Origin of the sequence: Chelativorans composti, assembly GCF_039541695.1 — a bacterium.
GTDB lineage: Bacteria > Pseudomonadota > Alphaproteobacteria > Rhizobiales > Rhizobiaceae > Chelativorans > Chelativorans composti.
This window is the reverse complement of the sequence record NZ_BAABGS010000020.1, coordinates 153,759-177,576: the sequence shown is the minus strand read 5'-3', so window position 1 is coordinate 177,576 and position 23,818 is coordinate 153,759. Positions and strand designations below refer to the sequence as shown.

The following is a 23,818-nucleotide window of genomic DNA, read 5'->3' as shown; positions in this document are numbered from 1 at the left end:
GCCGGGTCTGTCATTCCGCCGTATCAACGGAAAACTGACGCCCCCAGTTCCGGGAAAATGCTCCATCGACCTGCTTTTTCGTGGGTCCGGAAAACCCGGAGTCCAGATGTGCGGGACGGCTTGCTCAGATCGCCTCGCCCCGCAGCAGGCGGGGGCTGTTGGGCACCAGGCCGGAGGCCTGCCGGATGAAGAAGCTCTTGAGTCCCGGCAGCCGGTCCACCAGCCCGAGGCCGAAGTCGCGCACAGCCCGCACCGGGCGCCAGTCGTTCGAGAACAGACGGTTGAGCACGTCCGTGGTCACGCCCATCTGCACCGTGTCGAACCGGCGCCAGCGCTCGTAGCGCTGCAACACGTTGAGCGCACCAATGTCTTCGCCGAGGCGCTCGGCCTCCACGATCACTTCCGCGAGCGCGGCAACGTCCTTGAAGCCGAGATTGAGGCCCTGTCCGGCGATCGGATGCACGCCATGGGCGGCATCGCCGGCAAGCGCGAAGCGCGGCTTCACGAAGTCCCGCGCCAGCAGCAAGGTCAGTGGAAACGCCCGCCGCGGGCCCTCGACGTGGATCTCGCCAAGCTTCAGCCCGAAGCGCTGTTCGAGCTCGTACTCGAACACGACGTCATCCTCATTGATCAGGCGTTCGGCGTCCTCGGTCCGTTCGGTCCACACGATGGACGAGCGGTTGCCGGTGAGCGGAAGGATGGCGAACGGACCGGCAGGCAGGAAATGCTCCTCGGCCCGGCCGTGGTGGGGTCGCTCATGCGCGACGGTGCAGACGATGCCGGACTGGCCATATTCCCACTCGACGGTCCTGATGCCGGCCAGCGTGCGCAGCTTCGAGCGTTTCCCGTCGGCGGCGATCAGCAGCCGCGCCCTGAGTTCCGTTCCATCGGCGAGATGGATGCGGGCCGCTGCCGGGTCGATGTCGAAACGTTCCACCGCCACGCCCTCGCGGATTTCCAGGCCCAGCTCGTCAGCCCGCTTGCGCAGCACCGCGCCGAGGTCGCGCGTCTCGACCATGTGGGCGAACGGTTCCCCGGGTGTCACGTCGCCGGCAAAGGTCAGGAAAACCGGGCGTACCGGGTCGGACACCCGCGAATCGGTGATCACCATTTCATTGATCGGCTGGACCTTGCCGATGAGGCCGTCCCAGCAGCCGAGCTGCCTCAGCATGCGGCATGCGTCAGCCGCGACGGCAATGGCCCGGACGTCCTTCTTCCAGACGCCCTCGGGCGCTGCGTCCACGACCAGCAGCTTCATGTCCGGCCGCGCGCTCTTGATGGCGACCGCCGCGGTCAGCCCGACATATCCCGCCCCTGCGATGACGACATCGTAATTATTAATCTTCTGTTCTGTCTCGGTCTTCAAGGGCATGTCGTTTCCCGTCTTTCATCTTGTGGCCGACTTCTCTAAGACGTATGCGAAAGCGTCGGGCTGATCATCATTTGCGTTGCGGAGCAAGCTTATATGCCATCCACCATCAGGGATCTCCTTGACATATTTAATCTGGAAGAGCTCGAACACAACCTGTTTCGGGGAAAGAGCCCGCGAACGGGACTGCAGAGGGTTTTCGGCGGCCAGGTCATCGGACAGGCGCTCACCGCCGCGCAGCGCACGGTCGATCCGTCCAGGCCCGTGCACTCGCTGCACTGCTATTTCCTGCTCGGCGGTGACCCGAAGATACCGATCATCTACCAGGTGGAACGCATTCGGGATGGCGGCAGCTTCACCACGCGCCGCGTAACGGCCATCCAGCATGGCCAGCCGATCTTCTCGATGATGGCCTCCTTCCAGAAGGAGGAGGAGGGCCTGTTTCACCAGATTGGGATGCCGGAGGGCGTGCCCGCGCCGGAGTCCCTCCCGAGCCGCAGTGAGCTTGTGGAATCGGCCGCTCTTGTCATCCCGGAGTCGTTGCGCGCGTTCTGGCGCAAGCAGACGCTGATAGACGTCCGGCCAACCGGGCTTGAACACTACACGACCCGCGACAAGCTGCCGCCCTCGCAGAACATATGGATGCGCATCACGGAACCGGTTCCAGCCGAGCCTGCGTTGAACGCCGCCCTGTTGGCCTATCTGTCCGACATGACACTGCTCGACGTGACGACCTACGCGCACGGTAGAACTTTGTTCGATCCCGAGATTCAGGCCGCGAGCCTCGATCACGCCATGTGGTTCCATCGCCCGTTCAACCTGAACGAATGGCTTCTCTACTGCCAGGACAGCCCATCCTCGCAGGGCAGCCGGGGCCTGGCCCGTGGAAGCATTTTCAGCAGGGATGGCGTGCTTGTGGCCTCGGTCGCACAAGAAGGCCTCATGCGTCTGCGCACAAAATAGGCAAATTTCAAAAATTGCACAATTCTTGATCAAAGGCGCAGCCCACCAGCTGCGCCTTTAATCATTCTGGCACTAAATTTTTCAAGAAATAACAGACGTTTAGATAGTGCTGATCGCAGTTGGCACGCTCCTTGTTCTCTAACTCAGCAGCTGTTGCTCTTTCAGGGTGCAGCGGTGGAGCGGCTGAGGCCGCACAGCGAAGGGTTGGGACACTGATGAGACCGATTGGAACCAAACTGAATGTGTTCGTGAGTGCCGGTCACGGGAGCTATCCGGCGGTGGATCTCCAGGGGGCCTTCTCCACGACGGCCGGGCGCACCTTCAAGCTCGCTATCCGGAAAGCTGTTCACGTTCGCTCCGGCGAACTGACCGCCGCCACCCTGTGACCTCCAGCGCTACGTCAAGGAGAATAAGATGAGTGTTCCGCGTTCTTTATCGGCGGCGCTTGGCTCGGGCCTTGCCGCGCTTGCCGGAAGTCTGATTGCAGCCGGTTCTGCCTTTGCGCAGGAAGCTGCGGTTGAGGTGACCGAGACCGTCACCGAAGTTGCGCCTGTCATTGATAAGGGCGATGTGGCGTGGATGATGACGGCCACGGCTCTCGTCCTGTTCATGACGCTTCCTGGCCTGGCTCTGTTCTATGGCGGCCTGGTACGCGCCAAGAACATGTTGTCCGTGCTGATGCAGTGTACCACGATCGCCGCGCTCGCGATGGTGATCTGGGTCGTCTACGGCTACTCGTTTGCCTTCGGCGGCAGCGACAGCGCCTTCTTTGGCGGTTTCGCCAAGGTTTTCCTCTCGGGCGTCACTCTGGACACGACCGCCTCCACCTTCACGGATGGCGTGGTCCTGCCTGAGTATGTGTTCATCTGCTTCCAGATGACCTTCGCCGTCATCACGCCGGCGCTGATCGTCGGCGGTTTCGCAGAGCGCATCAAGTTTTCCGCGGTCATGCTCTTCGTCGCGCTCTGGCTGACGGTCGTCTATTTCCCGGTCGCCCACATGGTCTGGGACGGCGCTGGCTACCTTTTCAACCTCGGCGCTATTGACTTCGCTGGCGGCACGGTCGTCCACATCAATGCCGGCATCGCTGCTCTGGTCGGTGCCATCATGGTCGGCAAGCGCATCGGCTACGGCAAGGAAGTGCTCGCGCCGCACTCCATGACGCTGACGATGGTCGGCGCCTCGATCCTCTGGATCGGCTGGTTCGGCTTCAACGGCGGCTCCAACCTCGAAGCGACCGCCGGCGCTGCCCTCGCCATCATCAACACCTTCACCGCCACGGCCGGCGCGGTTCTCGCCTGGGTTATCATCGAAGTCATCCACCGCGGCAAGGCCTCCATGCTGGGCGCTGTCTCCGGTGTGGTTGCCGGTCTCGTGGCTGTCACCCCGGCCTGCGGCACGGTTGGCCCGATCGGCGCCATCGTCCTCGGCGCGATTGCAAGCCTTGGCTGCTACTACTTCGTTGCCGTGGTGAAGATTAAGGCCGGTTACGACGACTCGCTTGACGTGTTCGGCATCCATGGCATCGGCGGCATCATCGGCGCGATCGGCACCGGTATCTTCACCGCTCCGTGGCTCGGCGGCACGGGTGGCGAGGACTTCTCCATCGCTTCACAGGTTTGGATCCAGATTGTTGCCGTGGTCATCACGATCATCTGGTGCGGTATCATCTCGGCGATCCTCTACAAGGTGGTCGACCTGATCGTCGGTCTGCGTCCGACCCCCGAGGACGAGCGCCAGGGCCTCGACCTCAGCGAGCACGGCGAAGCCGCCTACCACTACTGATACCCCTGCTGACGAAGCAGAAAGGGCCGGCGTGCAGCCGGCCCTTTTGGTTTTGAAAGACTTGTTCCCGCATCCGCGCAACGCTTTTCCTGGTCGTGCCCTTCCGCCTGTTCAACCGGCGGGAAGCCGAAGGACGGTGCCGGTCTCCGCGAACTCCGCTGCCCGTTACAGAAGTCCCAGCGTCCGCGGCAGCCAGAGCGAGACTTCCGGTACGAAGGCCGTTACGAGCATGACCGGCAGGGCGACGAGACTCATCATCAGGAGCGCCGGACCCACCGCCTTATGCACCGAGACTTTGCCGATGCGGCAGGCCATGTAGAGCACCGGCGCCATCGGCGGGCTGTTCGCCCCGATCACCACGGAAGCCGCGACGATCGCGCCGAAATGGACGGGATGAACGTCTATGGAGGTCATCAGCGGCAGGAACAGTGGCGCGATCACCACCGTCACCGATACGTCGTCGATCAACGCGCCGGCGATGATCAGGAACAGGTTTACCGCCAGCAGAATCAGAATTGGGTTGCTGACCGCGGCGGCGACGAGTTCCGTCAGCTCCTGCGGAACGCGCTCGGCCACCAGGATACGCCCGATCATGAAGGAGAACAGCAGGATCAGGACGATGGATCCTGTAGTCTCGGCGGCAGCGATCACGCTGGTGCGCAGGCGGCTCCAGGTCAGGTCGCGATAGATGAAAAAGCCGATCAGAAGCGCGACGACCACTGCCACGGCTGCCGCCTCGGTCGGCGTGAAGACGCCACCGTAGATGCCGCCTAGAATTATGAGCGGAATGGACAGCGCCGGCAGTGCCGCGATCACGGCGCGGGTCGGAGAGCGGTGTTCGGACTGGTCAGCCTTACCGATGGCCTTCTCCTGGTAGTAGCGTCCGGCGACGAAGCGGTTGAACAGGATCAGTCCCGCGATCAGCAGGATGGCCGGTCCCATCGTTGCCGCAAAGCAGGCCGCGACCGACTGCTGCGTCGCCACCGCAAACAGGATCATGGTGATCGACGGCGGGATAAGGATTCCGAGCAGCGACGAGATGCCGAGCAGCGCCGAGGAATAGCCGCGGGGGTAGCCGCGCTCATCCATGGGGTCGATCATGATTGTGCCGATCGCGGCCACGGCCGCCGTGGCCGTTCCGGCGATCGCCCCGAAGATGCCGGAGCTCAGCACGATCGAGGCGCCGAGGCCGCCACGGCGGCCCCTGACGAGCAGCTCGATGAACTCGACAAGGCGCCGCGCGATGCCGCCCGACTGCATCAGGTATCCGGCGAGGATGAATAGCGGCAGCGACAGCAGGACCACCGAGTTCAGTGACCGGAAGCCCTGCAGCATCAGGGTGTTCAGGTTCACGTCGTAGACGAACGTGAGATAGGCGACCAGTCCGGCGAACGACCATGCGACCGGGACGCCAAGTCCCAGCAGCACCACGAGAAGAAGGATTCCGAAAAGACCTTCCATTGTCCGGCTTGCTCCCTAGTGCTTGCTGGCGGCGGCCAGCGACTTGAAACCGGCGATGACATCGCGGCTGGCATATGCGACGCAGCCGATGACGGCGAAGGCGAGCGATGCCTGCGGAACCCAGAGCGGCAGGCTGAGGCCCGGCACCGTCTGCGGCCGCTTCATGCCCCAGGCCAGCATTTGATAGGTCCAGGCGGCGAAAAAGCAGGCGATGACAAGCGTGATCACCGCGACCAGAATCTGATGCCGTGCCCTGGAGCGGGCCGAGGTCAGTTGTTGCGGCAGAAGGTCGACGACCAGGTGCTCGCGCCTGCGGCTGGCAATCAGCGCCCCGGCCATGTAGAGCCACATGGCCGCCACGAGGCTGATCTCGTGCACGCCGACGATGGACCAGTTGAGGATGTAACGGCCCACGACGAGGAACACGAGCAATCCGGTGACGAGTGCGCTGGTAATGAGCGCGACCCATTCGAGCAGCTTCGCGAATGCCTGACCGAGCGGCGCAAGTCTGGACAGCATGTCGACCTCCCATGGGGAAGGCCCCGCGGGGCCTTCCGGATGTCGGGTTGGGTGAGTGATTAGAACTTGGCGGAGTTATCGCGGATCGGCTGCATCAGGTCCGCGCCGACCTCGTTCTCCATCTGCGGCCAAACGGCCTCGCGCACGGTTTTCGCCAGCGCGCCGAGCTCTTCGTCGGTCGGCTCGACATAGGTGTTGCCCTTGGCCTTCCACTGCTCGGCGTAGCCTTCGTCCTGCGCGCGGGCTTCGTTGAACTGCTTCTCCATGACGGCCGTGGCGGCGTCCTGCACCACCTTCTGCTGTTCCGGCGTCAGCTGTTCCCACTCCTCGAGGTTCATCGTCAGCATGCCGGTGATGAACTGCTGCTTGGAGCGGACGTAGTAGTCGAGGATATCGCCGAAGTATTCCAGCTCGTAGAAGATCACGTTCGCCGCGTCGCCATCGACCACGCCGGTCTGGATTGCGCTGTAGAGCTCACCCCAGTCGACCGCGGCGGTCTGGTAGCCCATTGCCTGGATCGTCTCATGGAACGGGAACACCGGGGGCACGCGCACCTTGATGCTCTTGGCGGCATCGACGTTGGTCGCATAGCTGCCCTTGGTGCCGACGCCGTTGAAGCCCTCCGGCCATGCGCCGAAGAACTTGAGGCCCATGTCGGCGTAGATGCCGTCGAGCATGCTGTTGAGCCAGCCGCCAGGCTTGTAGGCTTCCAGCGCCTCTTCCCAGGTGGTGAACATGTAGGGCGTGTAGATGACCGCGATGCGCTTGTCATACGAGGTCATCGGCCAGTTCAGCATCAGGTCGACGTCACCGGCCACGTGGAGGTCGAACACCTCCTGCTGGCCGCCGAGCTCGTTCTGGTAGTAGATGGCGAGGTCGATCTCGCCGTTGGTGCCTTCCGTGATGGCCTTCGCCCACTCTTCGATGGCATTGCCGGCCGGCGAGCCCTTGGCGCCGGAATCGGTCGCGATCTTGAGCGTCTTGGCCTCGGCGAACCCGGTGGCGATGGACGCCGCCGTCAGCGCGGCCAGCGCAAGAATTCTGCTCTTGGTGATCAAGGTGTCCTCCTTCGTAAAAATGATGCGCCGGTCCCTTCGGAAGGGACCGGCGCGTGGTGGTGATCAGACCTCGTGTCTGGCTCTCCAGAGCTCCCAGCCGAGACGGGCCCAGACGCCGACGTCCAGGAACGGACGCGGCGGCAGCTTGTTCGGCGTGCCGAGGCTCTTCATGTCGTCGATGAGCGAGTTGCTGATGCCGCAGGCGAGATCCGCGGCCAGCACGCCGCTGATCGTTCCCTTGGCCACGCCCACGGCGTTCTGGCATACGGCCGTATAGATGTTCGGCGCAACCTGGCCGAATCCTGGCGTCCCGTTCTGCGACAGGCAGACATAGCCCGTCCAGGTGTACTCCATGTTGACCTTCGGCAGCATGGGGAAGCGCTCGTCGAACAGGCGCTTGTGGTCCTGTTGCAGCTTGCGCCGTCGCTCGTCGGACTGCCGGAAGCTCGGGCAGTAATGGATGTTCTGCCGGATCAGGATGCGGCGGTCGTTGGTGAAGCGCATCGTGATGCTGGCGAACGCGTTGGCCGGGGTCAGACCCCACGACTCGATCTTGCCGAACGCCTCGTATTCCTCGTCCGTCAGGCGGCGGGTCAGGCTCGCGTGCGCGGCGAAGGGCAACAGCCGGCCCTTGAAGAAGCCGAACTTCTCGGCCCAGCCGTTCACGGCCAGGATCAGCTTCGGAGCCTCGACCTCGCCCTCCGGTGTCACCAGCCGGATGGTGTTGCCGAATTCGTATTCGACGACTGGCGAATGCTCGTAGAGAACGACGTTGTCCGGCAGGTTGTCGGCCAGCCCGCGCGTCAGCGCCGCCGGATTCACCAGCACCGTGCCGGGCGTGTAGATGCCGGCGGTGAAGTGCGCCGTGCCCAGCCTTTCACGCAGCTTGTCGCGGTCGTACCAGACATAGGGCTCGCCAAGCCGCTCGAGTTCCCGCGCCGTGGGCTCCAGGATCTCCTTCACGCCGCGTTCCGAAACGGCCGTGTGGAACTTGCCGATGGGACTCCAGTCGCAGTCGATGCCATAGCGCTCGACCTGCTGGCGAAGATAGTCGATGCCCGCGCGGGCCAGCCGCAGATAGGCGTGCGACTTCTCAAGCTCCTCCATCGAGCTGCCGGTGTTGTGCGGCACGTCGATGGCAAAGCCGGAATTGCGGCCGGAAGCGCCTTCGCCCGCCTCGTTGGCTTCGATCACGACGATCTTGTCGCCCGGGCGGTTCTCGGCGAGACGCCGGGCGGCGCCCAGACCGGCAAAGCCGGCGCCGAGCACGATCCAGTCTGCCTTGATCTTGCCCTGCAGTGCCGGTTTTGCGGTTCGGGGCGGAAGAATCCGGCTCCAGCCGTTGGTCTTGTCGTCTGCTGGGAGAACGCTGACCTTACGCATGTTCCCGCCTATGCCCTTTCGGCCCAGTCCGCAGGATGGATCGCCCAGACGATGAGGGCATTCTCGGCTTCGTAGGTGAGCTCCGTGCCCTCCGGCAGCCAGACGGTGTCGCGCGGCCCGGCCTCCAGCACGCCGTGCTTGGTATGGACGCGCACCTTGCCTTCCACCACGACCAGAACCTCGTCATACTTGACGGTCCAGTTGATGCGGGCGTTGGTCAGGCGGGCGTAGCCGGCGCCGAGCTCGGTGCCATCGCGGGTTCCGCAAATCTCCGCAAGCTGGGCCATATCGCCGTCCTGGGCGCGTGGTACGAAGTGTGCATCTTCAGGGCGGATAACTCGTGGCGGCGTCTTGGTATGGGTCATGATATCCTCACCTTGGCTGGGAGGCCTCTCGGTCGCCCAGTTGGAAATTTTCAACAACGATCAGCTTGCATCTGCGCAATACAAGCGTCCATACAGCTGTGTTTGCGCAATACAATTGTGTTTGGAGATGGTCAATGATTGACCGGGACCTGCTTCGAAAAGCAGCAGCTGCTGGCCCCGACAAGGTTGTTCGCCACCTGAGCAGGGCAGACTGGCTGGGTGCGGCGGTTGAAATTTTCGTGCAGGAAGGCGTTGAATCCGTCCGCATTACCCGGCTGGCGGACGCCCTGTCGGTCACGCGGGGCAGCTTCTATTGGCACTTCAGGGACCGGGACGACCTGCTCGACGGTCTGATCAATTTTTGGGCAGAGAAGAACACCGCGGCCATGCTCGCGGCGATCGAGAACAAGCCCTCGCTGTTGGAAGGCATTCTGGGCATCTTCGATGCCTGGCTTGACCCCGAACGGTTCGACCCGCGCCTGGATGAGGCGATGCGCGACTGGGCCCGGCGATCGGAGCGCGTGCGCAAGGTCGTGGCCGAGGCCGATGAAACGCGGGTCAAGGCGATAGAGAGTCTGTTCCTGCGTTTCGGCTACAAGTCACCAGACGCGTTCATTCGTGCGCGCAGCCTGTATTTCACGCAGCTGGGCTACTATGCGGTACGGCTGGATGAGCCGCTGGCGAGCCGCCTTCAGTATCTCGAAGCCTATTACGAGACCTTCACCGGCGTTCCCCTCGATCCGGAGGTCGCGGCCGCCTACCGCCGAAAGCACGGGGTGGCCTAGGGCGGCTGCTCCCCGCGCGAGCTGTCGGCGCACGCCGGTTTTCCAGTCCCCACACGCCGCGGCGTGCGGGCGCAGTCGCCGCTCATCCATGGTTAATGCCGTCTTAACCATCCGTCGCTAGGGTCGATTCTCGACTGTCTGACGGGCGCAACCGCGCAGGAATGATGTTTGAACGGGGAAAAAGAATGAGTTCCGGGTCTTCCGCGGCATTTGCAATGCACGGCAACAACTTCGGAGTGCAGAGTTTTCTGCGGCGGCAGACCGCGCGGACGCTTGGCGTGGCCCTGCTGGGTCTGGTGGCCTTCTGCGTCCTGAGCCTTGCGACCTGGAACGTCATGGATCCGAGTTTCAGCTATGCGACCGACAATCCCGTCACCAACATGATGGGCTTCCCGGGCGCGGCCTATGCCGATCTCGCCATGCAGTTCTTCGGGCTGGCGTCGGTTGCGAGCCTGTTTCCCGCGGTTGTCTGGGCTATCCTCCTGGTTGCCGGCTGGGGTGTTGACCGCATTCCCCTTCGCCTGCTCGCCTGGCTGGCCGGTTCGGTCCTGGCGGCCGGAATCGTCGGCTGCGTCACGCCACCCTCTACCTGGCCGCTTCCGACCGGCCTCGGTGGCGTTTTCGGCGATTTCGTGCTCAACGTTCCGGCCTATTTCACGGGCGGTTACCCCAACGGCCTTCTGGGCTTCGTCGTGGCCGCGCTGCTGTTCATACCGTGCCTCTGGCTGATGTTCTTCAGCGCCGGTCTGATTGGCCGCCGCGCTGCGGCTGCTGCGACGGCAGACGAGCTTGATGCGCCCTTCGAGGTGCTCGAGGACGACGACGAGGAAGCCGGAGAAGGCCGCATGGCCGTTCTGCTGGGCATTCTGACCCATTGGTGGCTGATGGCCCGCTCCCTGGTCCGCCGCAAGATGCCGCACCGTGCGCATTCCGTTTCGGATGATGACGACGACGAGGAGTTCGAGGACGAGTTCCCGGTCGTGGAGCGGCGCGCGGAACCCCGTCTGCAGGCGTCGCGCGAGCTCGACGGACGGCGTGTCGAACCCGGCTTCGATGATTTCGACGCCGACGATTTCAGCGACGATCTGGACGACATCATGATGCACCCCGTGGAGCGCAGCGCGCCCGCCACGCGTCCGGCTGCGCCCGCCCGTGAGGCTCAGGCTGTGGCCCCTGGCGAGGCCCCGGCGCGGCGCCAGCCCGCGTCGGCTCCCGCCCCGGCGCGCGTGCAGCGGGAGCCGCACCGCCCCACGATTGCTGGCCAGTTCAACCTGCCCGCATTGAACCTGCTGGCCGAGCCCAAGGCTGCCGGCAAGGATCCGTCGCTGACGCGCGAGGCCCTGGAGCAGAATGCTCGCCGCCTCGAGGGTGTGCTGGAAGACTTCGGAGTCCGTGGTGAAATCGTCCATGTCCGTCCGGGTCCGGTTGTCACCCTTTACGAGCTGGAGCCCGCGCCGGGCATCAAGTCGTCCCGCGTGATCGGACTGGCAGACGATATTGCCCGTTCCATGAGCGCGATTTCGGCCCGTGTCGCCGTCGTTCCCGGCCGCAACGCCATCGGTATCGAGCTGCCGAACGCGCGCCGCGAAACCGTCTACCTGCGCGAGCTTCTCGCGAGCCGCGACTTCCAGACCACGAAGCATCGCCTGGCGCTGGCCCTCGGCAAGACCATCGGCGGCGAGCCCGTCGTCGCCGACCTCGCCAAGATGCCCCACCTTCTGGTGGCCGGAACCACCGGTTCCGGCAAGTCGGTGGCGATCAACACCATGATCCTCTCGCTGCTCTATCGGCTGCGTCCGGAGGATTGCCGCCTGATCATGATCGACCCGAAGATGCTCGAGCTGTCGATCTATGACGGCATCCCGCACCTGCTGACGCCGGTGGTGACCGATCCGAAGAAGGCGGTCGTGGCGCTCAAGTGGACCGTCCGCGAGATGGAGGAACGCTACCGCAAGATGTCCAAGGTGGGCGTCCGCAACATCGAGGGCTTCAATCAGCGTGTGCTTGCGGCAAGGCAGAAAGGAGAGGTCATCTCGCGCACCGTCCAGACCGGCTTCGACCGCGAGACGGGAGAGGCCATCTACGAGACGGAGGAGCTGGATCTCGAACCGATGCCCTTCATCGTGGTCATCATCGACGAGATGGCCGACCTGATGATGGTGGCCGGCAAGGATATCGAGGGCGCCGTCCAGCGCCTTGCCCAGATGGCCCGCGCCGCCGGCATCCACGTGATCATGGCGACCCAGCGCCCGTCGGTGGACGTCATCACCGGTACCATCAAGGCCAACTTCCCGACCCGTATCTCCTTCCAAGTGACGTCGAAGATCGACAGCCGCACCATCCTTGGCGAGCAGGGCGCGGAGCAGCTGCTCGGCATGGGCGACATGCTCTACATGGCTGGCGGCGGCCGCATCCAGCGCGTCCATGGCGCCTTCGTTTCCGACCAGGAAGTCGAGGGCATCGTCCGCCATCTCAAGTCGCAGGGTGTGCCTGACTACCTCGACGCCGTTCTCGCTGACGACGATGAGGACGAGCCGTCCGGCGGTTCTGGGGTGGGCAACATGGCCGACTCCGACGATCCGTACGATCAGGCGGTCGCCATCGTCCTGCGCGACGGCAAGGCCTCGACCAGCTACATCCAGCGCCGCCTTGGGATCGGCTACAACCGCGCCGCCTCGATCATCGAGCGCATGGAGCAGGAGGGCATCATCGGGCCCGCGAACCACGCAGGCAAGCGCGAGATCCTTGTGCCCACCGAGAAGGATCAGATGTAATCCGGCATGACGGCCCCGGCCGCCTGCCGGCAGGACAAAATTCGGCCCTGTTAGACGCCTATATGTTCTGGAGTTCCCCCGCGCCGACATGGTCCTGCGTGCTGGCAATGGGAAAATGCTTCAATCAACCACGGACGTGGTCCAAGTTGGAAAGATGATCGAGTTGGCAAAGAACCTCTTGAGCCGTACCAGCCGCCGCGCCTTCATCGGGCTTGCCGTCGGCGCCATGGGAATGCTTGCCGCTGGAAGCTCGGGCGCGCAGGCGCAGAGCGGGGCGGCGGTCGCCACCGCGCAGCGCATCGCCCAGCACTTCTCGAACGTCAAGACTATGATGGGCAGCTTTGCCCAGTTCGGGCCTCGCGGCGAGCAGTCGGAAGGCAAGTTCTACATCGAGCGTCCGGGCAAGCTGCGCTTCGACTATGAGGGCAATGCGCGTTTCCGCGTGATTTCGGATGGCACGACCGTCGTGCTCGAAAACCGCAAGCTGAACACGGCGGACATCTATTCCCTCAACCAGACCCCGCTGAAGTTGCTTCTTGCCGACAGGATCGATCTTTCCGGCGGCCGGCTGCAGGGCGTCCAGCAGGACGATGATGCTGTAACCATCCGTCTGGTGGACAAGCAGATCTTTGGCAACTCGACGATCACCATGACCTTCGATGCCAAGACATACGATCTGCGCCAGTGGACCGTGACGGACGCCCAGGGCAAGGACACAACGGTCGTCATCTATGACGTTCAGCAGGGCGTGACCTTCGACAAGAGCGTCTTTTACATCGATTACCGCCGCGTCAACGCGATGAGCCAGAACCAGCGCTAGGGATCCGGGGTGTCCGTGGAAGCATGAACCGCTCGGGATTTCCTCCCGCCGGCTTCCGAGTCTTGGGGCGGGCTCAGGCGCGGGTGGTTCTTCTTCCCGACAACTGGAAGAGGCGGATTGTGTTGATGCTTTTGGCAAGTCGGGGATGCCGGCGATTGGCGGCGACCCGCGACGTGAATTGCCCCAAATGCGCCGAATCGCAGCCCTGATGGTTCAGGGCTGGTGTGACGGGCCAGAACCATATCGGCAGTAGGCGCCGCCGTTTTCACCGAATTGTGGTTTTGGTGGGGCCTGCCGGCGCTTGTCAGGCGGCTTCTGATGCTGTCTATTGCTCGCGCTCCCGCCAAGGACATCCGGAATTCCCAGCATGCCGCTCAAGATTGCTACGTGGAACATCAACTCCGTTCGCCTGCGCATGCCGCTTGTTCAGCGGTTCCTTGAAGAGCATCAGCCGGACGTACTGTGCCTTCAGGAGACGAAATGCCCGGACGACCAGTTTCCGTCCGCCGCCTTCCGCAAGCTCGGTTACAGGCACATCCAGCTCAATGGGCAGAAGGGCTACCATGGGGTAGCCACAGTCTCCCGCCTTCCGCTCGAGCTGGTCGAGAAGCGATCGTTCTGCAACATGGAAGATTGCCGGCACATCTCGACCTCCGTGAACGTCGCGGGCCGCAATGTCGTCATTCACAATTTCTACGTTCCGGCCGGAGGTGACGAACCCGATCCGGAAATCAACCCGAAGTTCCGGCATAAGCTCGATTTCCTGCGGGAGATGCACCTGGTCGTGCCGTCCCAGGCGGCGGACAGCTCCACCATCCTCGTCGGCGATCTCAACATCGCGCCGCTGGAAACCGACGTATGGTCGCACAAGGCGTTGCTCAACATCGTCAGCCACACGCCGGTCGAGATCGAAGGCTTGAAGAGCGTGCAGGCGAGGGGAGGCTGGGTCGACCTCATGCGCCAGCATATTCCGCCGTCCGAAAAACTGTTTACCTGGTGGAGTTACCGGGCGCGCGACTGGGATGCGTCCGACAAGGGCCGCCGCCTCGACCATATCTGGTCCTCGCCGGATCTGGCGCCGGCGCTGGAAAGGGTCGAGGTGCTGAGGGACGCGCGTGGGTGGGATCGTCCGTCAGATCACGTACCGGTGATTGCACAGTTTGGATAAGGTCTGGCAAAATCCTCACCGGAACGTGACTTTTCTCTTCGGCAGGTCTGACGCTAGAACAATTGGATCATAGGCATAATTATTCACACTTATAACAGGAACGGGATTGGGATGAACGAAGGTCGACCTGGGAGAACAGCAGCATATCTTCTGGCTCCTTTCGTTCTTCTTGGCCTTGCAACTGCTGTTCATGCCGAGGACAGGCCGCGAGCCGTGGTCGAGCTGTTCACCAGTCAGGGGTGCAATTCCTGTCCGCCCGCCGATGAGCTGTTCGGGGAGCTTGCGGGCCGCGATGACCTCGTCGCTTTGGCCTATCACGTGGATTACTGGGACTACCTGGGCTGGAAGGACGCCTTTGCCTCTCCCGAGAACACCCACCGCCAGCAGGCTTATGCTGAGGTCTTCGGCGGTTCGGTGTACACGCCGCAGATCGTGATCGATGGGTCCCAGCATGTCGTGGGGTCTGAGCGGGCCAACGTTGAGACTGCCGTCGCCGCGATGCTGCAGCAGGAAGCGCTGCCTGTCGGCGTCAGCATCTCCTCAACGTCGACCAGCCTTCTGATCCGGATCGACGAGAGCAACCCGGTGCCGGAGGGCGCCCACGTGGTGCTGGTCTATTTCCAGCCGGAGCAGCAGGTGAAGATCGAGCGCGGCCAGAACGCTGGGCGCGTCATGGATTACCGCAACATCGTCACGTCTTATCAGACGGTGGGCATGTGGCATGGCGAAGCCATGACCATCGAAATTCCCAAGAACGAGATGAAGAAGAAGGGCGGCCGCTGCGCCGTTCTCCTGCAGCAGGTGGATGACCAGGGTCGTCCGGGGGACATTCTCGGCGCTGCGCAGTTGCGGGGCGATTTGTAAGCCCGTCGGGCATTAGGTAGCCGAGACATTCAAACGCTGTCGCCTCATTTCGAGACTGCTGGCAGGATGGCGGGATGATTTCAAGATTGGTCGGCAATCGGCGCGCGGCCGGTTTCCGGACGGTGGGGTCGAACTGTCTGCTCTTTGCGGGAAAACAAGGAAACAGGTTCGATCCGGGTCAGCCTCGTGGGCGGGGGGGCTTGGGGTACGGGGCCGCTTCCGGATCGAACCGTCTCAGGCAACGATCGGAATGTGGCTTTGAATTCGGGCGCTAGCTTGAGCACAATGTGGCAATATTGTGGCGAACGATCACCAAATCTGTAGATTATTACTGCGTTGTGATGGGAAAATAGTTACGCTTGTAATTTGTATCCCGCTGGGCCACCCTTTCGGAGAGCAACGACCTCCAGAATGAGGACAGCGGATCATGACGGAATATTCAGGCGGTGGAGATGAAGAGCCACACCATTCCGGCAAGCTGGTCCGGCTCGCCGATTACCGCAAGGACCGGCTTGACCTGCCTGTGACATTCAACCGGCGCGAGCTCGACCGTATCCTGTACCTCTACGGTTTCATGGTGGCGGCCGGGGAGTGGCGGGATTATGCGATCGACCATCTGCCCGACCGGGCGGTGTTCTCCGTATACCGCCGTACCAGCGAAGTGCCCCTTTACCAGATCGTCAAATGCCCCAAGCTCGCCCGCAAGCAGGGCGAGTACAGCGTCGTCAATGCCGGGGGCATGATCCTCAAGCGCGGACAGGATCTGGACCGCGTGCTGCGCGTCTTCGACAAGAAGCTCGGCATCATCCGCGCATAGGGATCGCTTCGCAGCGAGGGCCAGCCGCCGCCGTCAGATGCGCTTTTCCCGATAGAGGCGTTCCGGCAGGCTTTCCGGATCAGGCGCGGTGCTGTTGCCGCCGTTCATGTCGAGCTGCATGAACACGGTATCGAGCCATCGGCCGAACTTGAAGCCGCTGCCGGTGAGCGTGCCGGCATGCTTGAAGCCCAGGGCCGAGTGCAGCTTCACCGAGGCGCTCTGCGGCGACCCGTCGCCGATGACGGCGGTGAACTGGCGGAAGCCGAGCCGGGTGCACTCGTCGATCAGCGCCCTGAGCAGCAGCTTGCCGATACCGTGGCCCTGCATTTCCGGTGCGATGTAGATCGAATCTTCCACCATGAAGCGGTAAGCCGGGCGGGTGCGGAATGGTCCCGCATAGGCATAGCCCGCCACCGCGCCGCCTTCCATCTCGGCGACCAGGTATGGATAGCCAAGCGAGACGAGACTGTTCCGGCGCGAAGCCATTTCAGTCTCATCTGGCGCTTCGAGTTCGTAGGTGGCCGTGCCGTGGTTCACGGCATGGGCATAGATGGCGGTGATCGCGGGAATGTCGCGAGGTTCGGACGGGCGGATGATGACGGTCTGCATGGGAGGCTGTTCCGGGAAAGGAGTCGCCGTTTTCATGGCACTTTCCGTCGTGCATGAAAAGTGGCCAATGCATCCGGCGGTAGAGGCGCGACAATAGCGCCTGGCATTCCGCCCGCGTTTCTCTCCGCTTGCTCCATGAAAATGCGGGGACTTGGGATCGGCCTTGCTCTGATCCTCGGACTGGTCTGCTCCGCGGCTTTTCCCGCGCGCGCCAGCGAGGGGGAAAACGGCTGGGCCTTTCGGCTCGTCGCTCAGCGGCAGGGTCTGATAAACGAAGGGCCGGGTTTCCCCGACCCTTGCTGGATTGATAGCGATGTCGCTTAGTCGTGGCGGTTCTGCCGGTTCTCCACCAGATCGTTGACGACCGATGGATCCGCGAGCGTCGAGGTGTCGCCCAGTGACGTGTAGTCGTCCTCGGCGATCTTGCGCAGGATGCGGCGCATGATCTTGCCCGAGCGGGTCTTCGGCAGACCCGGCGCGAACTGGATCTTGTCGGGTGCCGCGATCGGGCCGATCTCCTTGCGGACGTGAGCGACGAGCTCCTTCTTGAGCTCTTCCGACGGCGTCACGCCGGCCATCAGCGTCACGTAGCAATAGATGCCCTGGCCCTTGATCTCGTGCGGGTAGCCCACCACGGCCGCCTCGGACACCTTCGGGTGCGAGACCAGTGCAGACTCGATCTCCGCCGTGCCCATGCGATGGCCGGAGACGTTCAGCACGTCGTCCACGCGGCCGGTGATCCAGTAGTACCCGTCCTCGTCGCGGCGGCAGCCGTCGCCGGTGAAGTACTTGCCCTTGTAGGTCGAGAAATAGGTCTGCACGAACCGCTCGTGGTCGCCGTAGACGGTGCGCATCTGGCCCGGCCAGGAGTCGATGATGCAGAGGTTGCCGGAGCAGGGGCCTTCGAGCGGGTTGCCGTCATTGTCCACGATCTCCGGCTTGACGCCGAAGAACGGTTTGGTGGCCGATCCGGCCTTGAGCGGGATCGCGCCCGGCAGTGGCGTGATCAGGATGCCGCCCGTCTCCGTCTGCCACCAGGTGTCCACGATCGGGCAGCGTTCCTCGCCGACCACGCGGTAGTACCACTCCCATGCCTCGGGGTTAATCGGCTCGCCGACCGAACCCAGGAGCCGCAGCGACTTGCGCGAGGTCTTCGTCACGAACTCGTCGCCCGCGCCCATCAGCGCGCGGATCGCGGTTGGCGCGGTGTAGAAGATGTTGACCTGGTGCTTGTCAACCACCTGCCAGAAGCGCGAGGAGTCGGGATAGTTCGGCACGCCCTCGAACATTAGCGTGATTGCGCCGTTGGCCAGCGGACCGTAGACGATGTAGCTGTGACCCGTGACCCAGCCCACGTCGGCGGTGCACCAGTAAATGTCGCCGTCATGGTAGTCGAATACGTACTGGTGGGTCATCGACGCGTACACCAGGTAACCGCCCGTGGTGTGCAGCACGCCCTTGGGCTTGCCCGTCGAACCGGAGGTGTAGAGGATGAACAGCGGATCCTCGGCGTTCATGTGCTCGGGCTCGCACTCGGCCGAAGCCTTTTCCATCTCCTCATGGTACCAGAGGTCACGGCCGTCCTGCCAGCCAACCTGGCCGCCGGTGCGGCGAACCACCAGCACATGGCGGACCTTGGCGCCGGACTGCTCGGCGATTTCGATAGCCTTGTCCGTGTTCTCCTTGAGCGGAATGGTGCGGCCGCCGCGCAGGCCCTGATCGGCCGTGATGACGAAGTCGGACTGGCAGTCGATGATGCGTCCGGCCAGCGAGTCGGGGGAGAAACCGCCAAAGACAACCGAATGGATGGCGCCGATGCGGGTGCAGGCCAGCATGGCCGCGGCCGCTTCGGGGATCATGGGCATGTAGATGGTGACGCGATCGCCCTTCTTGACGCCACGGCTCTTCAGCACGTTGGCCAGCTTGCAAACTTCCGCGTGGAGCTCCCGATAGGTGATCTTGCGGTCTTCGTTGGGGTCGTCGCCTTCCCAGATGATGGCGACCTGGTCGCCGCGCTTTTCGAGGTGGCGGTCAAGGCAGTTGTAGGAAACGTTCAGCTCGCCATCCTCGAACCACTTGATCGAAACGTTGCCCTCAAAAGAGGTGTTCTTTACTTTTGTGTATGGTTTGAACCAGTCGATCCGCTTGCCGTGTTTCCCCCAAAAGCCATCCGGATCTTCTACGCTTTCCCGATACCAAGCTTCGTAAGTCTGTGCGTCGATCCACGCACGTTCCTTCCATTCAGGCTTGGTTTCATGGACTTGCGTTTCGGACATGGTTTCTCCTCCGAGTTTGCTGGCCTGGCGCGGCCCCTTTTTTGAGCTTATTGGGCTTTCACGAATACTATCATTTTCCGTTTGGTCAAAGGGAAGCGATCAATACAGTTTGCGGCGTGTTGGCAGCCCACCCGGTCGAGTGCTGATAAGTTACTGAAATAAAACGTATTTCCCTCATTTTTGTCTGGCCGTGTTGCGCGATCTGAGCGATACTTGGTCGCGCTGGAGACTAGACGAGGGTGAGACCAATGAAGGACCTGGGCGACCTCGAACTGATGCTGCAGGGTTATGGCCTGACCACGGCGAAATTCATCTACAGGATGCCCGATCCGCCGCATCTTCTGCAGACCTTCATCTGGCAGCACTACGACCTGTCGCCGCAATTTCCGGAACTGCACCGGTTCATCGACTTCTGGAGACGGGAGATCGAGGGGCCTCTGCACTCCGTGACCTACACGCACAAGCGGCTGATCTCGCCGGGCGAGTGGCGGAATGTGACGGGCGAACTGATCCTGCACTGAAAGCGCAACGGCGCGCCGCGCCGTTCCACCCGCTGGCGGCCGGCTTTCTCGGTGCGGCCCGCCGCCCTCATGGCTCGACGGGCTCACCATGAGGCGATGGGCTTGCCGTTGCGTGCACAGCCGTTGTCTCGGGCAAGGCCGCCATGCAGCCGATATCCTCAGGCCTGCTGGTAGGCCCGGTTGCCGAAGATGGCGGAGCCGACGCGCACGCTGGTGGCGCCAAAGGCGATGGCCGTCTCGAAGTCGCCGGACATGCCCATCGAGAGCTTCTCGACGCCGGCTTCCTTCGCCAGCTTCTGCAGTAGTGCGAAATGCGGGCCGGGGTTTTCGTCGACCGGCGGAATGCACATCAGGCCCTCGATCTCGAGCCCGTGCACCTCGCGGCAGCGCTTCACGAAGGCCACCGCCTCGCGCGGGTCGATACCGGCCTTCTGCGGCTCCAGCCCCGTGTTGACCTGCACGTAGAGCCGGGGCCGCTTGCCCTGCTTCTGCATTTCGGCGGCGAGCGCCGCGGCGATCTTCTCCCTGTCCACGGTCTGGATCACATCGAACAGCGCCACCGCTTCCTTTGCCTTGTTCGACTGCAGCGGGCCGATCAGGTGCAGCTCGATGTCCGGGAACTCCTCGCGCAGCTGCGGCCATTTGGCCTGCGCCTCCTGCACGCGATTCTCCCCGAACACCCGCTGCCCCGCGATGAGGGCAGGCCGGATTTCGTCGCCGCCGAAGGTTTTCGACACCGCGACCAGCGTCACGTCTTCCGCGCTGCGCCCCGCTTCCGCCGCGGCTTTCGCGATCTGATGTTTCACTTTTTGAAGGTTTTCGGTGACATTGGTCATGGATCTGGCTCGGGCTAGCGGCTCTTTCTTGAGTGCTGGTGTTGACGAGTTGAGCAAACCGTGGTGAAGGTCCGCCAAAACAAATAGTCCCTTTTATGGGAAATTCGCGGCATGGCAACTGAACGTTACAATCCACGTACTTCCGAACCCCGCTGGCAGAAGGCCTGGGAAGAGGCCCGTCTGTTCGAGGCGAAGAACGACGATCCCCGCCCGACCTATTATGTCCTTGAGATGTTCCCGTACCCGTCGGGACGCATTCACATCGGTCATACGCGCAACTACACGATGGGTGATGTCGTGGCCCGCTACAAGCGCGCCAAGGGCTTCAACGTTCTGCACCCGATGGGCTGGGATGCGTTCGGCATGCCGGCAGAAAACGCGGCGATGCAGAACAAGGTCCATCCCAAGGAGTGGACTTACCAGAACATCGCCGTGATGCGCGACCAGCTCAAGATGATGGGCCTGTCGCTCGACTGGAGCCGCGAGTTCGCGACCTGCGACGTTGATTATTATCACCGTCAGCAGATGCTGTTCCTCGACCTGTACGAAAAGGGTCTGGTCACGCGCAAGACCTCGAAGGTCAACTGGGATCCGGTCGACAACACCGTGCTTGCCAACGAGCAGGTGATTGATGGCCGCGGCTGGCGTTCGGGCGCGCTCGTAGAGCAGCGCGAGCTGGCCCAGTGGTTCTTCCGCATCACCGAGTTTGCCGACGATCTGCTGGAGGCGATTGACACCCTTGACCAGTGGCCGGAGAAGGTGCGCCTCATGCAGCGCAACTGGATCGGCCGTTCCGAGGGCCTGCTGGTGCGCTGGGAGCTGGTGCCGGAGACGGCCCCACAGGGTGAGTCCGAGCTGAAAATCTATACCACCCGTCCGGACACCATCTTCGGCGCCTCCTTCATGGCGATCGCGGCTGACCATCCTCTGGCCAGGAAAGCCGCCGAGAACAACCCGGAGCTTGCCGCCTTCATCGAGGAATGCCGTCGCACCGGCACCTCCGCGGCCGTGCTGGAGACCCAGGAGAAGAAGGGCTTCGATACGGGCATCCGCGTCCGCCATCCGTTCGATCCGAACTGGACGCTGCCGGTCTATGTCGCCAATTTCGTGCTGATGGACTACGGCACGGGCGCCATCTTCGGCTGCCCGTCGGGCGACCAGCGCGATCTCGACTTCGCCCGCAAGTACGGCCTGCCGGTCATCCCGGTCGTCATGCCCGAGGGTGCCGACGCCGCCACCTTCGAGATCGGCGACGAGGCCTACACGGACGAAGGCATGATGATCAACTCGCGCTTCCTGGATGGCATGTCCAACAAGCAGGCCTTCGAGGAAGTGGCCTCCCGCCTCGAGAAGCAGATGCTGAACGGAGCGCCTGTCGCCGAGCGCAAGGTCAACTTCCGCCTGCGCGACTGGGGCATTTCCCGCCAGCGCTACTGGGGCTGCCCGATCCCGATGATCCACTGCGAGGCTTGCGGCATCGTTCCGGTCCCGAAGCAGGATCTGCCGGTGAAGCTGCCGGATGATGTCGACTTCGACAAGCCGGGCAACCCGCTCGACCGCCATCCAACCTGGAAGCATGTGAAGTGCCCGAAGTGTGGCGGCGCGGCCACCCGCGAGACCGACACGATGGACACGTTTGTCGACTCGTCCTGGTACTTCGCCCGCTTTACCGCGCCGCACGCGGACACGCCCATCATTCCGGAGGTGGCGAACCGCTGGCTGCCGGTCGACCAGTACATCGGCGGCATCGAGCACGCGATCCTGCACCTGCTCTACTCGCGCTTCTTCACCCGCGCGATGCGCCGGGCCGGCCATCTGAATCTGGATGAGCCGTTCAAGGGCCTGTTCACCCAGGGCATGGTGGTCCATGAGACCTACAAGTCCGAGGACGGCCGCTGGCTCGCCCCGAACGAGGTGCGTATCGAGAACACCGAGACGGGCCGCCGCGCCATCGAGATCGCGACCGGCAAGCCGGCCACCATCGGCTCGCTGGAAAAGATGTCGAAGTCGAAGAAGAACACGGTGAGCCCGGAGGACATCATCGACTCCTTCGGCGCCGATACGGCTCGCTGGTACATGCTCTCCGACTCGCCGCCCGAGCGCGATGTGGAGTGGACAGACGACGGCGCCGCCGGTGCCCACCGCTTCATCCAGCGCGTTTGGCGCCTGGTGAACGAGGCCGTTCCGGCGATCACCGGCGTTGCGGCTAAGCCGGCCTACGAGGGCGATGCGGCTGCAATCTCCAAGGCCGCCCACAAGGCCCTGAAGGTCGTGAGCGAAGCCATCGAGAGCCTCGCCTTCAACCGCGCCATCGCGCACGTCCACGCCTTCGTGAACGTCTTGCAGGGCCAGCTTTCGGGCGTTTCCGCCGGTTCGCCGGAAGAGGTCCGCGCCGCCGCCCGCGAGGCGGTCCAGATCCTCATCCAGATCATCGCGCCGTTCATGCCGCACCTTGCCGAGGAGTGCTGGTTCCAGATCGGCGGCGAGGGATTGGTCGCTGCCGCCGCCTGGCCGGAGTTCGATCCGCGTCTGGTTGTGGATGACCAGATCATCCTGCCGGTTCAGATCAACGGCAAGAAGCGGGGCGATTTGACAATTGCCCGCGATGCGGACCAAGCTGCGGTCGAGCAGGCTGTGCTGGGCCTCGATTTCGTGAAGAGCGCGCTCAACGGCGCGGCTCCGCGCAAGATCATCGTGGTGCCCCAGCGCATCGTCAACGTGGTTGTCTAGGAGGCCCCGTGCAGTCCATCGTCCGCGCCTCGGCTATGGCCGCTTTGTTTGTCGCTGCAGCCCTCGCCGGGGGCTGCACGGTGAGGCCCATGCTTGCGACCGCCCCGGATGACGCGGGGGCGAGCTACACCAGCCAGCTCTCGTCGATCAGCATCGCCGAGGTCAACGAGCGCTTTGCGCAGGAGGTGCGTAACCATCTCATCTTCCTGCTGAACGGCGGGGCCGGTCAGCCGGCCAACCCCGCCTATCGCCTGAACCTGTCGGTCACCCGTTCCGTCGTGGCCGCGGTTCGGGTGCAGTCAGGCGGCATCCATGAGCCGACGGCCGGTAACGTTCAGCTTACCGGCCGGTATACCCTCGTCGATGCGGCGACGGGCGCGACCGTGGCGCAGGGCACGCAGCAGGCCACCGCCTCCTTCGACCGTCCCCGTCAGGAGTTCGCGGTCGTCCGGGCGATTGAGGATGCGGAAAACCGCGCCGCGCGCGAGCTGGCCGAGTTCATCCGCCTTTCGCTGGCTCAGGATCTGATCCGGCTCTCCGGGGAGTAGTTCTCCGGAGACCTGTCGGGCGTTGAACACCTGGACCGGCCTTCGGCGGGGCTTGACGTTCGCGTTTGCCCGTGGAGAGTTTTCCAGGGGAGAGCCAGACTGATGGCAACATCTGGGGGCGTAAGGGTCGGTCGTGCAGGTTCATGACCTGCGTCGGGAATGGTCGG

21 protein-coding genes are annotated in these 23,818 nt (G+C 63.3%); 12 read left to right on the top strand and 9 right to left on the bottom strand.

Going from position 1 to position 23,818, the window contains the following annotated elements; genetic code table 11:
* Positions 1–124: 124 nt before the first annotated feature.
* Positions 125–1,372: a ubiquinone biosynthesis hydroxylase gene (locus ABD906_RS08255; RefSeq protein ID WP_345099025.1), complete on the bottom strand. Its 1,248-nt coding sequence runs from the start codon at positions 1,370–1,372 to the stop codon at positions 125–127.
* 93 nt (positions 1,373–1,465) lie between these two features.
* On the opposite strand from ABD906_RS08255, the gene tesB reads away from it, so the two are divergent.
* From tesB to ABD906_RS08240, 3 genes are all read left to right on the top strand, one after another.
* Positions 1,466–2,332: an acyl-CoA thioesterase II gene (gene tesB, locus ABD906_RS08250; protein WP_345099024.1), complete on the top strand. Its 867-nt coding sequence runs from the start codon at positions 1,466–1,468 to the stop codon at positions 2,330–2,332.
* A 215-nt stretch (positions 2,333–2,547) separates the two neighbouring features.
* The gene (locus ABD906_RS08245) at positions 2,548–2,718 is read left to right on the top strand and encodes a hypothetical protein (protein ID WP_345099023.1); all 171 of its coding nucleotides are present in this window, start codon (positions 2,548–2,550) and stop codon (positions 2,716–2,718) included.
* A gap of 28 nt (positions 2,719–2,746) precedes the next feature.
* Complete coding sequence (locus ABD906_RS08240) at positions 2,747–4,117, top strand: ammonium transporter (protein WP_345099022.1); 1,371 nt, start codon at positions 2,747–2,749, stop codon at positions 4,115–4,117.
* Between the two features lie 165 nt (positions 4,118–4,282).
* Here the strand turns inward: ABD906_RS08240 and ABD906_RS08235 are convergent, their stop codons facing one another.
* From ABD906_RS08235 to ABD906_RS08215, 5 genes are all read right to left on the bottom strand, one after another.
* Positions 4,283–5,578 (bottom strand): TRAP transporter large permease, encoded by a 1,296-nt coding sequence (locus ABD906_RS08235; RefSeq protein WP_345099021.1) that lies wholly within the window; start codon positions 5,576–5,578, stop codon positions 4,283–4,285.
* A 15-nt stretch (positions 5,579–5,593) separates the two neighbouring features.
* The gene (locus ABD906_RS08230) at positions 5,594–6,097 is read right to left on the bottom strand and encodes a TRAP transporter small permease (RefSeq protein ID WP_345099020.1); all 504 of its coding nucleotides are present in this window, start codon (positions 6,095–6,097) and stop codon (positions 5,594–5,596) included.
* A 59-nt stretch (positions 6,098–6,156) separates the two neighbouring features.
* Positions 6,157–7,155: a TRAP transporter substrate-binding protein DctP gene (gene dctP, locus ABD906_RS08225; protein ID WP_345099019.1), complete on the bottom strand. Its 999-nt coding sequence runs from the start codon at positions 7,153–7,155 to the stop codon at positions 6,157–6,159.
* Between the two features lie 63 nt (positions 7,156–7,218).
* The gene (locus ABD906_RS08220; protein WP_345099018.1) at positions 7,219–8,538 is read right to left on the bottom strand and encodes an NAD(P)/FAD-dependent oxidoreductase; all 1,320 of its coding nucleotides are present in this window, start codon (positions 8,536–8,538) and stop codon (positions 7,219–7,221) included.
* An 8-nt stretch (positions 8,539–8,546) separates the two neighbouring features.
* Entirely contained in the window at positions 8,547–8,903 is a 357-nt protein-coding gene (locus tag ABD906_RS08215) for a hypothetical protein (RefSeq protein ID WP_345099017.1), read from the bottom strand.
* A gap of 134 nt (positions 8,904–9,037) precedes the next feature.
* On the opposite strand from ABD906_RS08215, the gene ABD906_RS08210 reads away from it, so the two are divergent.
* From ABD906_RS08210 to ABD906_RS08185, 6 genes are all read left to right on the top strand, one after another.
* Entirely contained in the window at positions 9,038–9,688 is a 651-nt protein-coding gene (locus tag ABD906_RS08210; RefSeq protein ID WP_345099016.1) for a TetR/AcrR family transcriptional regulator, read from the top strand.
* Positions 9,689–9,873: 185 nt separating this feature from the next.
* Positions 9,874–12,462 (top strand): FtsK/SpoIIIE family DNA translocase, encoded by a 2,589-nt coding sequence (locus tag ABD906_RS08205; RefSeq protein WP_345099015.1) that lies wholly within the window; start codon positions 9,874–9,876, stop codon positions 12,460–12,462.
* A 154-nt stretch (positions 12,463–12,616) separates the two neighbouring features.
* Positions 12,617–13,282: an outer-membrane lipoprotein carrier protein LolA gene (locus tag ABD906_RS08200; protein WP_378188379.1), complete on the top strand. Its 666-nt coding sequence runs from the start codon at positions 12,617–12,619 to the stop codon at positions 13,280–13,282.
* A 367-nt stretch (positions 13,283–13,649) separates the two neighbouring features.
* Complete coding sequence (xth, locus tag ABD906_RS08195; RefSeq protein WP_345099014.1) at positions 13,650–14,450, top strand: exodeoxyribonuclease III; 801 nt, start codon at positions 13,650–13,652, stop codon at positions 14,448–14,450.
* A gap of 213 nt (positions 14,451–14,663) precedes the next feature.
* Positions 14,664–15,314, top strand: a complete 651-nt coding sequence (locus ABD906_RS08190) for a DUF1223 domain-containing protein (RefSeq protein ID WP_345099013.1) — start codon at positions 14,664–14,666, stop codon at positions 15,312–15,314.
* A gap of 427 nt (positions 15,315–15,741) precedes the next feature.
* Entirely contained in the window at positions 15,742–16,131 is a 390-nt protein-coding gene (locus ABD906_RS08185; protein ID WP_345099012.1) for a DUF2794 domain-containing protein, read from the top strand.
* A 33-nt stretch (positions 16,132–16,164) separates the two neighbouring features.
* Here the strand turns inward: ABD906_RS08185 and ABD906_RS08180 are convergent, their stop codons facing one another.
* Positions 16,165–16,740, bottom strand: a complete 576-nt coding sequence (locus ABD906_RS08180; RefSeq protein ID WP_345099072.1) for a GNAT family N-acetyltransferase — start codon at positions 16,738–16,740, stop codon at positions 16,165–16,167.
* Between the two features lie 320 nt (positions 16,741–17,060).
* The gene (gene acs / locus ABD906_RS08175) at positions 17,061–19,016 is read right to left on the bottom strand and encodes an acetate--CoA ligase (protein ID WP_345099011.1); all 1,956 of its coding nucleotides are present in this window, start codon (positions 19,014–19,016) and stop codon (positions 17,061–17,063) included.
* A 248-nt stretch (positions 19,017–19,264) separates the two neighbouring features.
* Here acs and ABD906_RS08170 point away from each other — a divergent pair, with 248 nt between their 5' ends.
* Positions 19,265–19,537, top strand: a complete 273-nt coding sequence (locus ABD906_RS08170; RefSeq protein WP_345099010.1) for an usg protein — start codon at positions 19,265–19,267, stop codon at positions 19,535–19,537.
* 158 nt (positions 19,538–19,695) lie between these two features.
* Here the strand turns inward: ABD906_RS08170 and ABD906_RS08165 are convergent, their stop codons facing one another.
* The gene (locus ABD906_RS08165; RefSeq protein ID WP_345099009.1) at positions 19,696–20,373 is read right to left on the bottom strand and encodes a YggS family pyridoxal phosphate-dependent enzyme; all 678 of its coding nucleotides are present in this window, start codon (positions 20,371–20,373) and stop codon (positions 19,696–19,698) included.
* 111 nt (positions 20,374–20,484) lie between these two features.
* Between ABD906_RS08165 and leuS the strand changes: the two genes are divergently transcribed.
* Both leuS and lptE read left to right on the top strand, forming a co-directional pair.
* Complete coding sequence (gene leuS / locus ABD906_RS08160; protein ID WP_345099008.1) at positions 20,485–23,103, top strand: leucine--tRNA ligase; 2,619 nt, start codon at positions 20,485–20,487, stop codon at positions 23,101–23,103.
* An 8-nt stretch (positions 23,104–23,111) separates the two neighbouring features.
* Complete coding sequence (lptE, locus tag ABD906_RS08155) at positions 23,112–23,651, top strand: LPS assembly lipoprotein LptE (RefSeq protein ID WP_345099007.1); 540 nt, start codon at positions 23,112–23,114, stop codon at positions 23,649–23,651.
* Positions 23,652–23,818 lie beyond the last annotated feature (167 nt).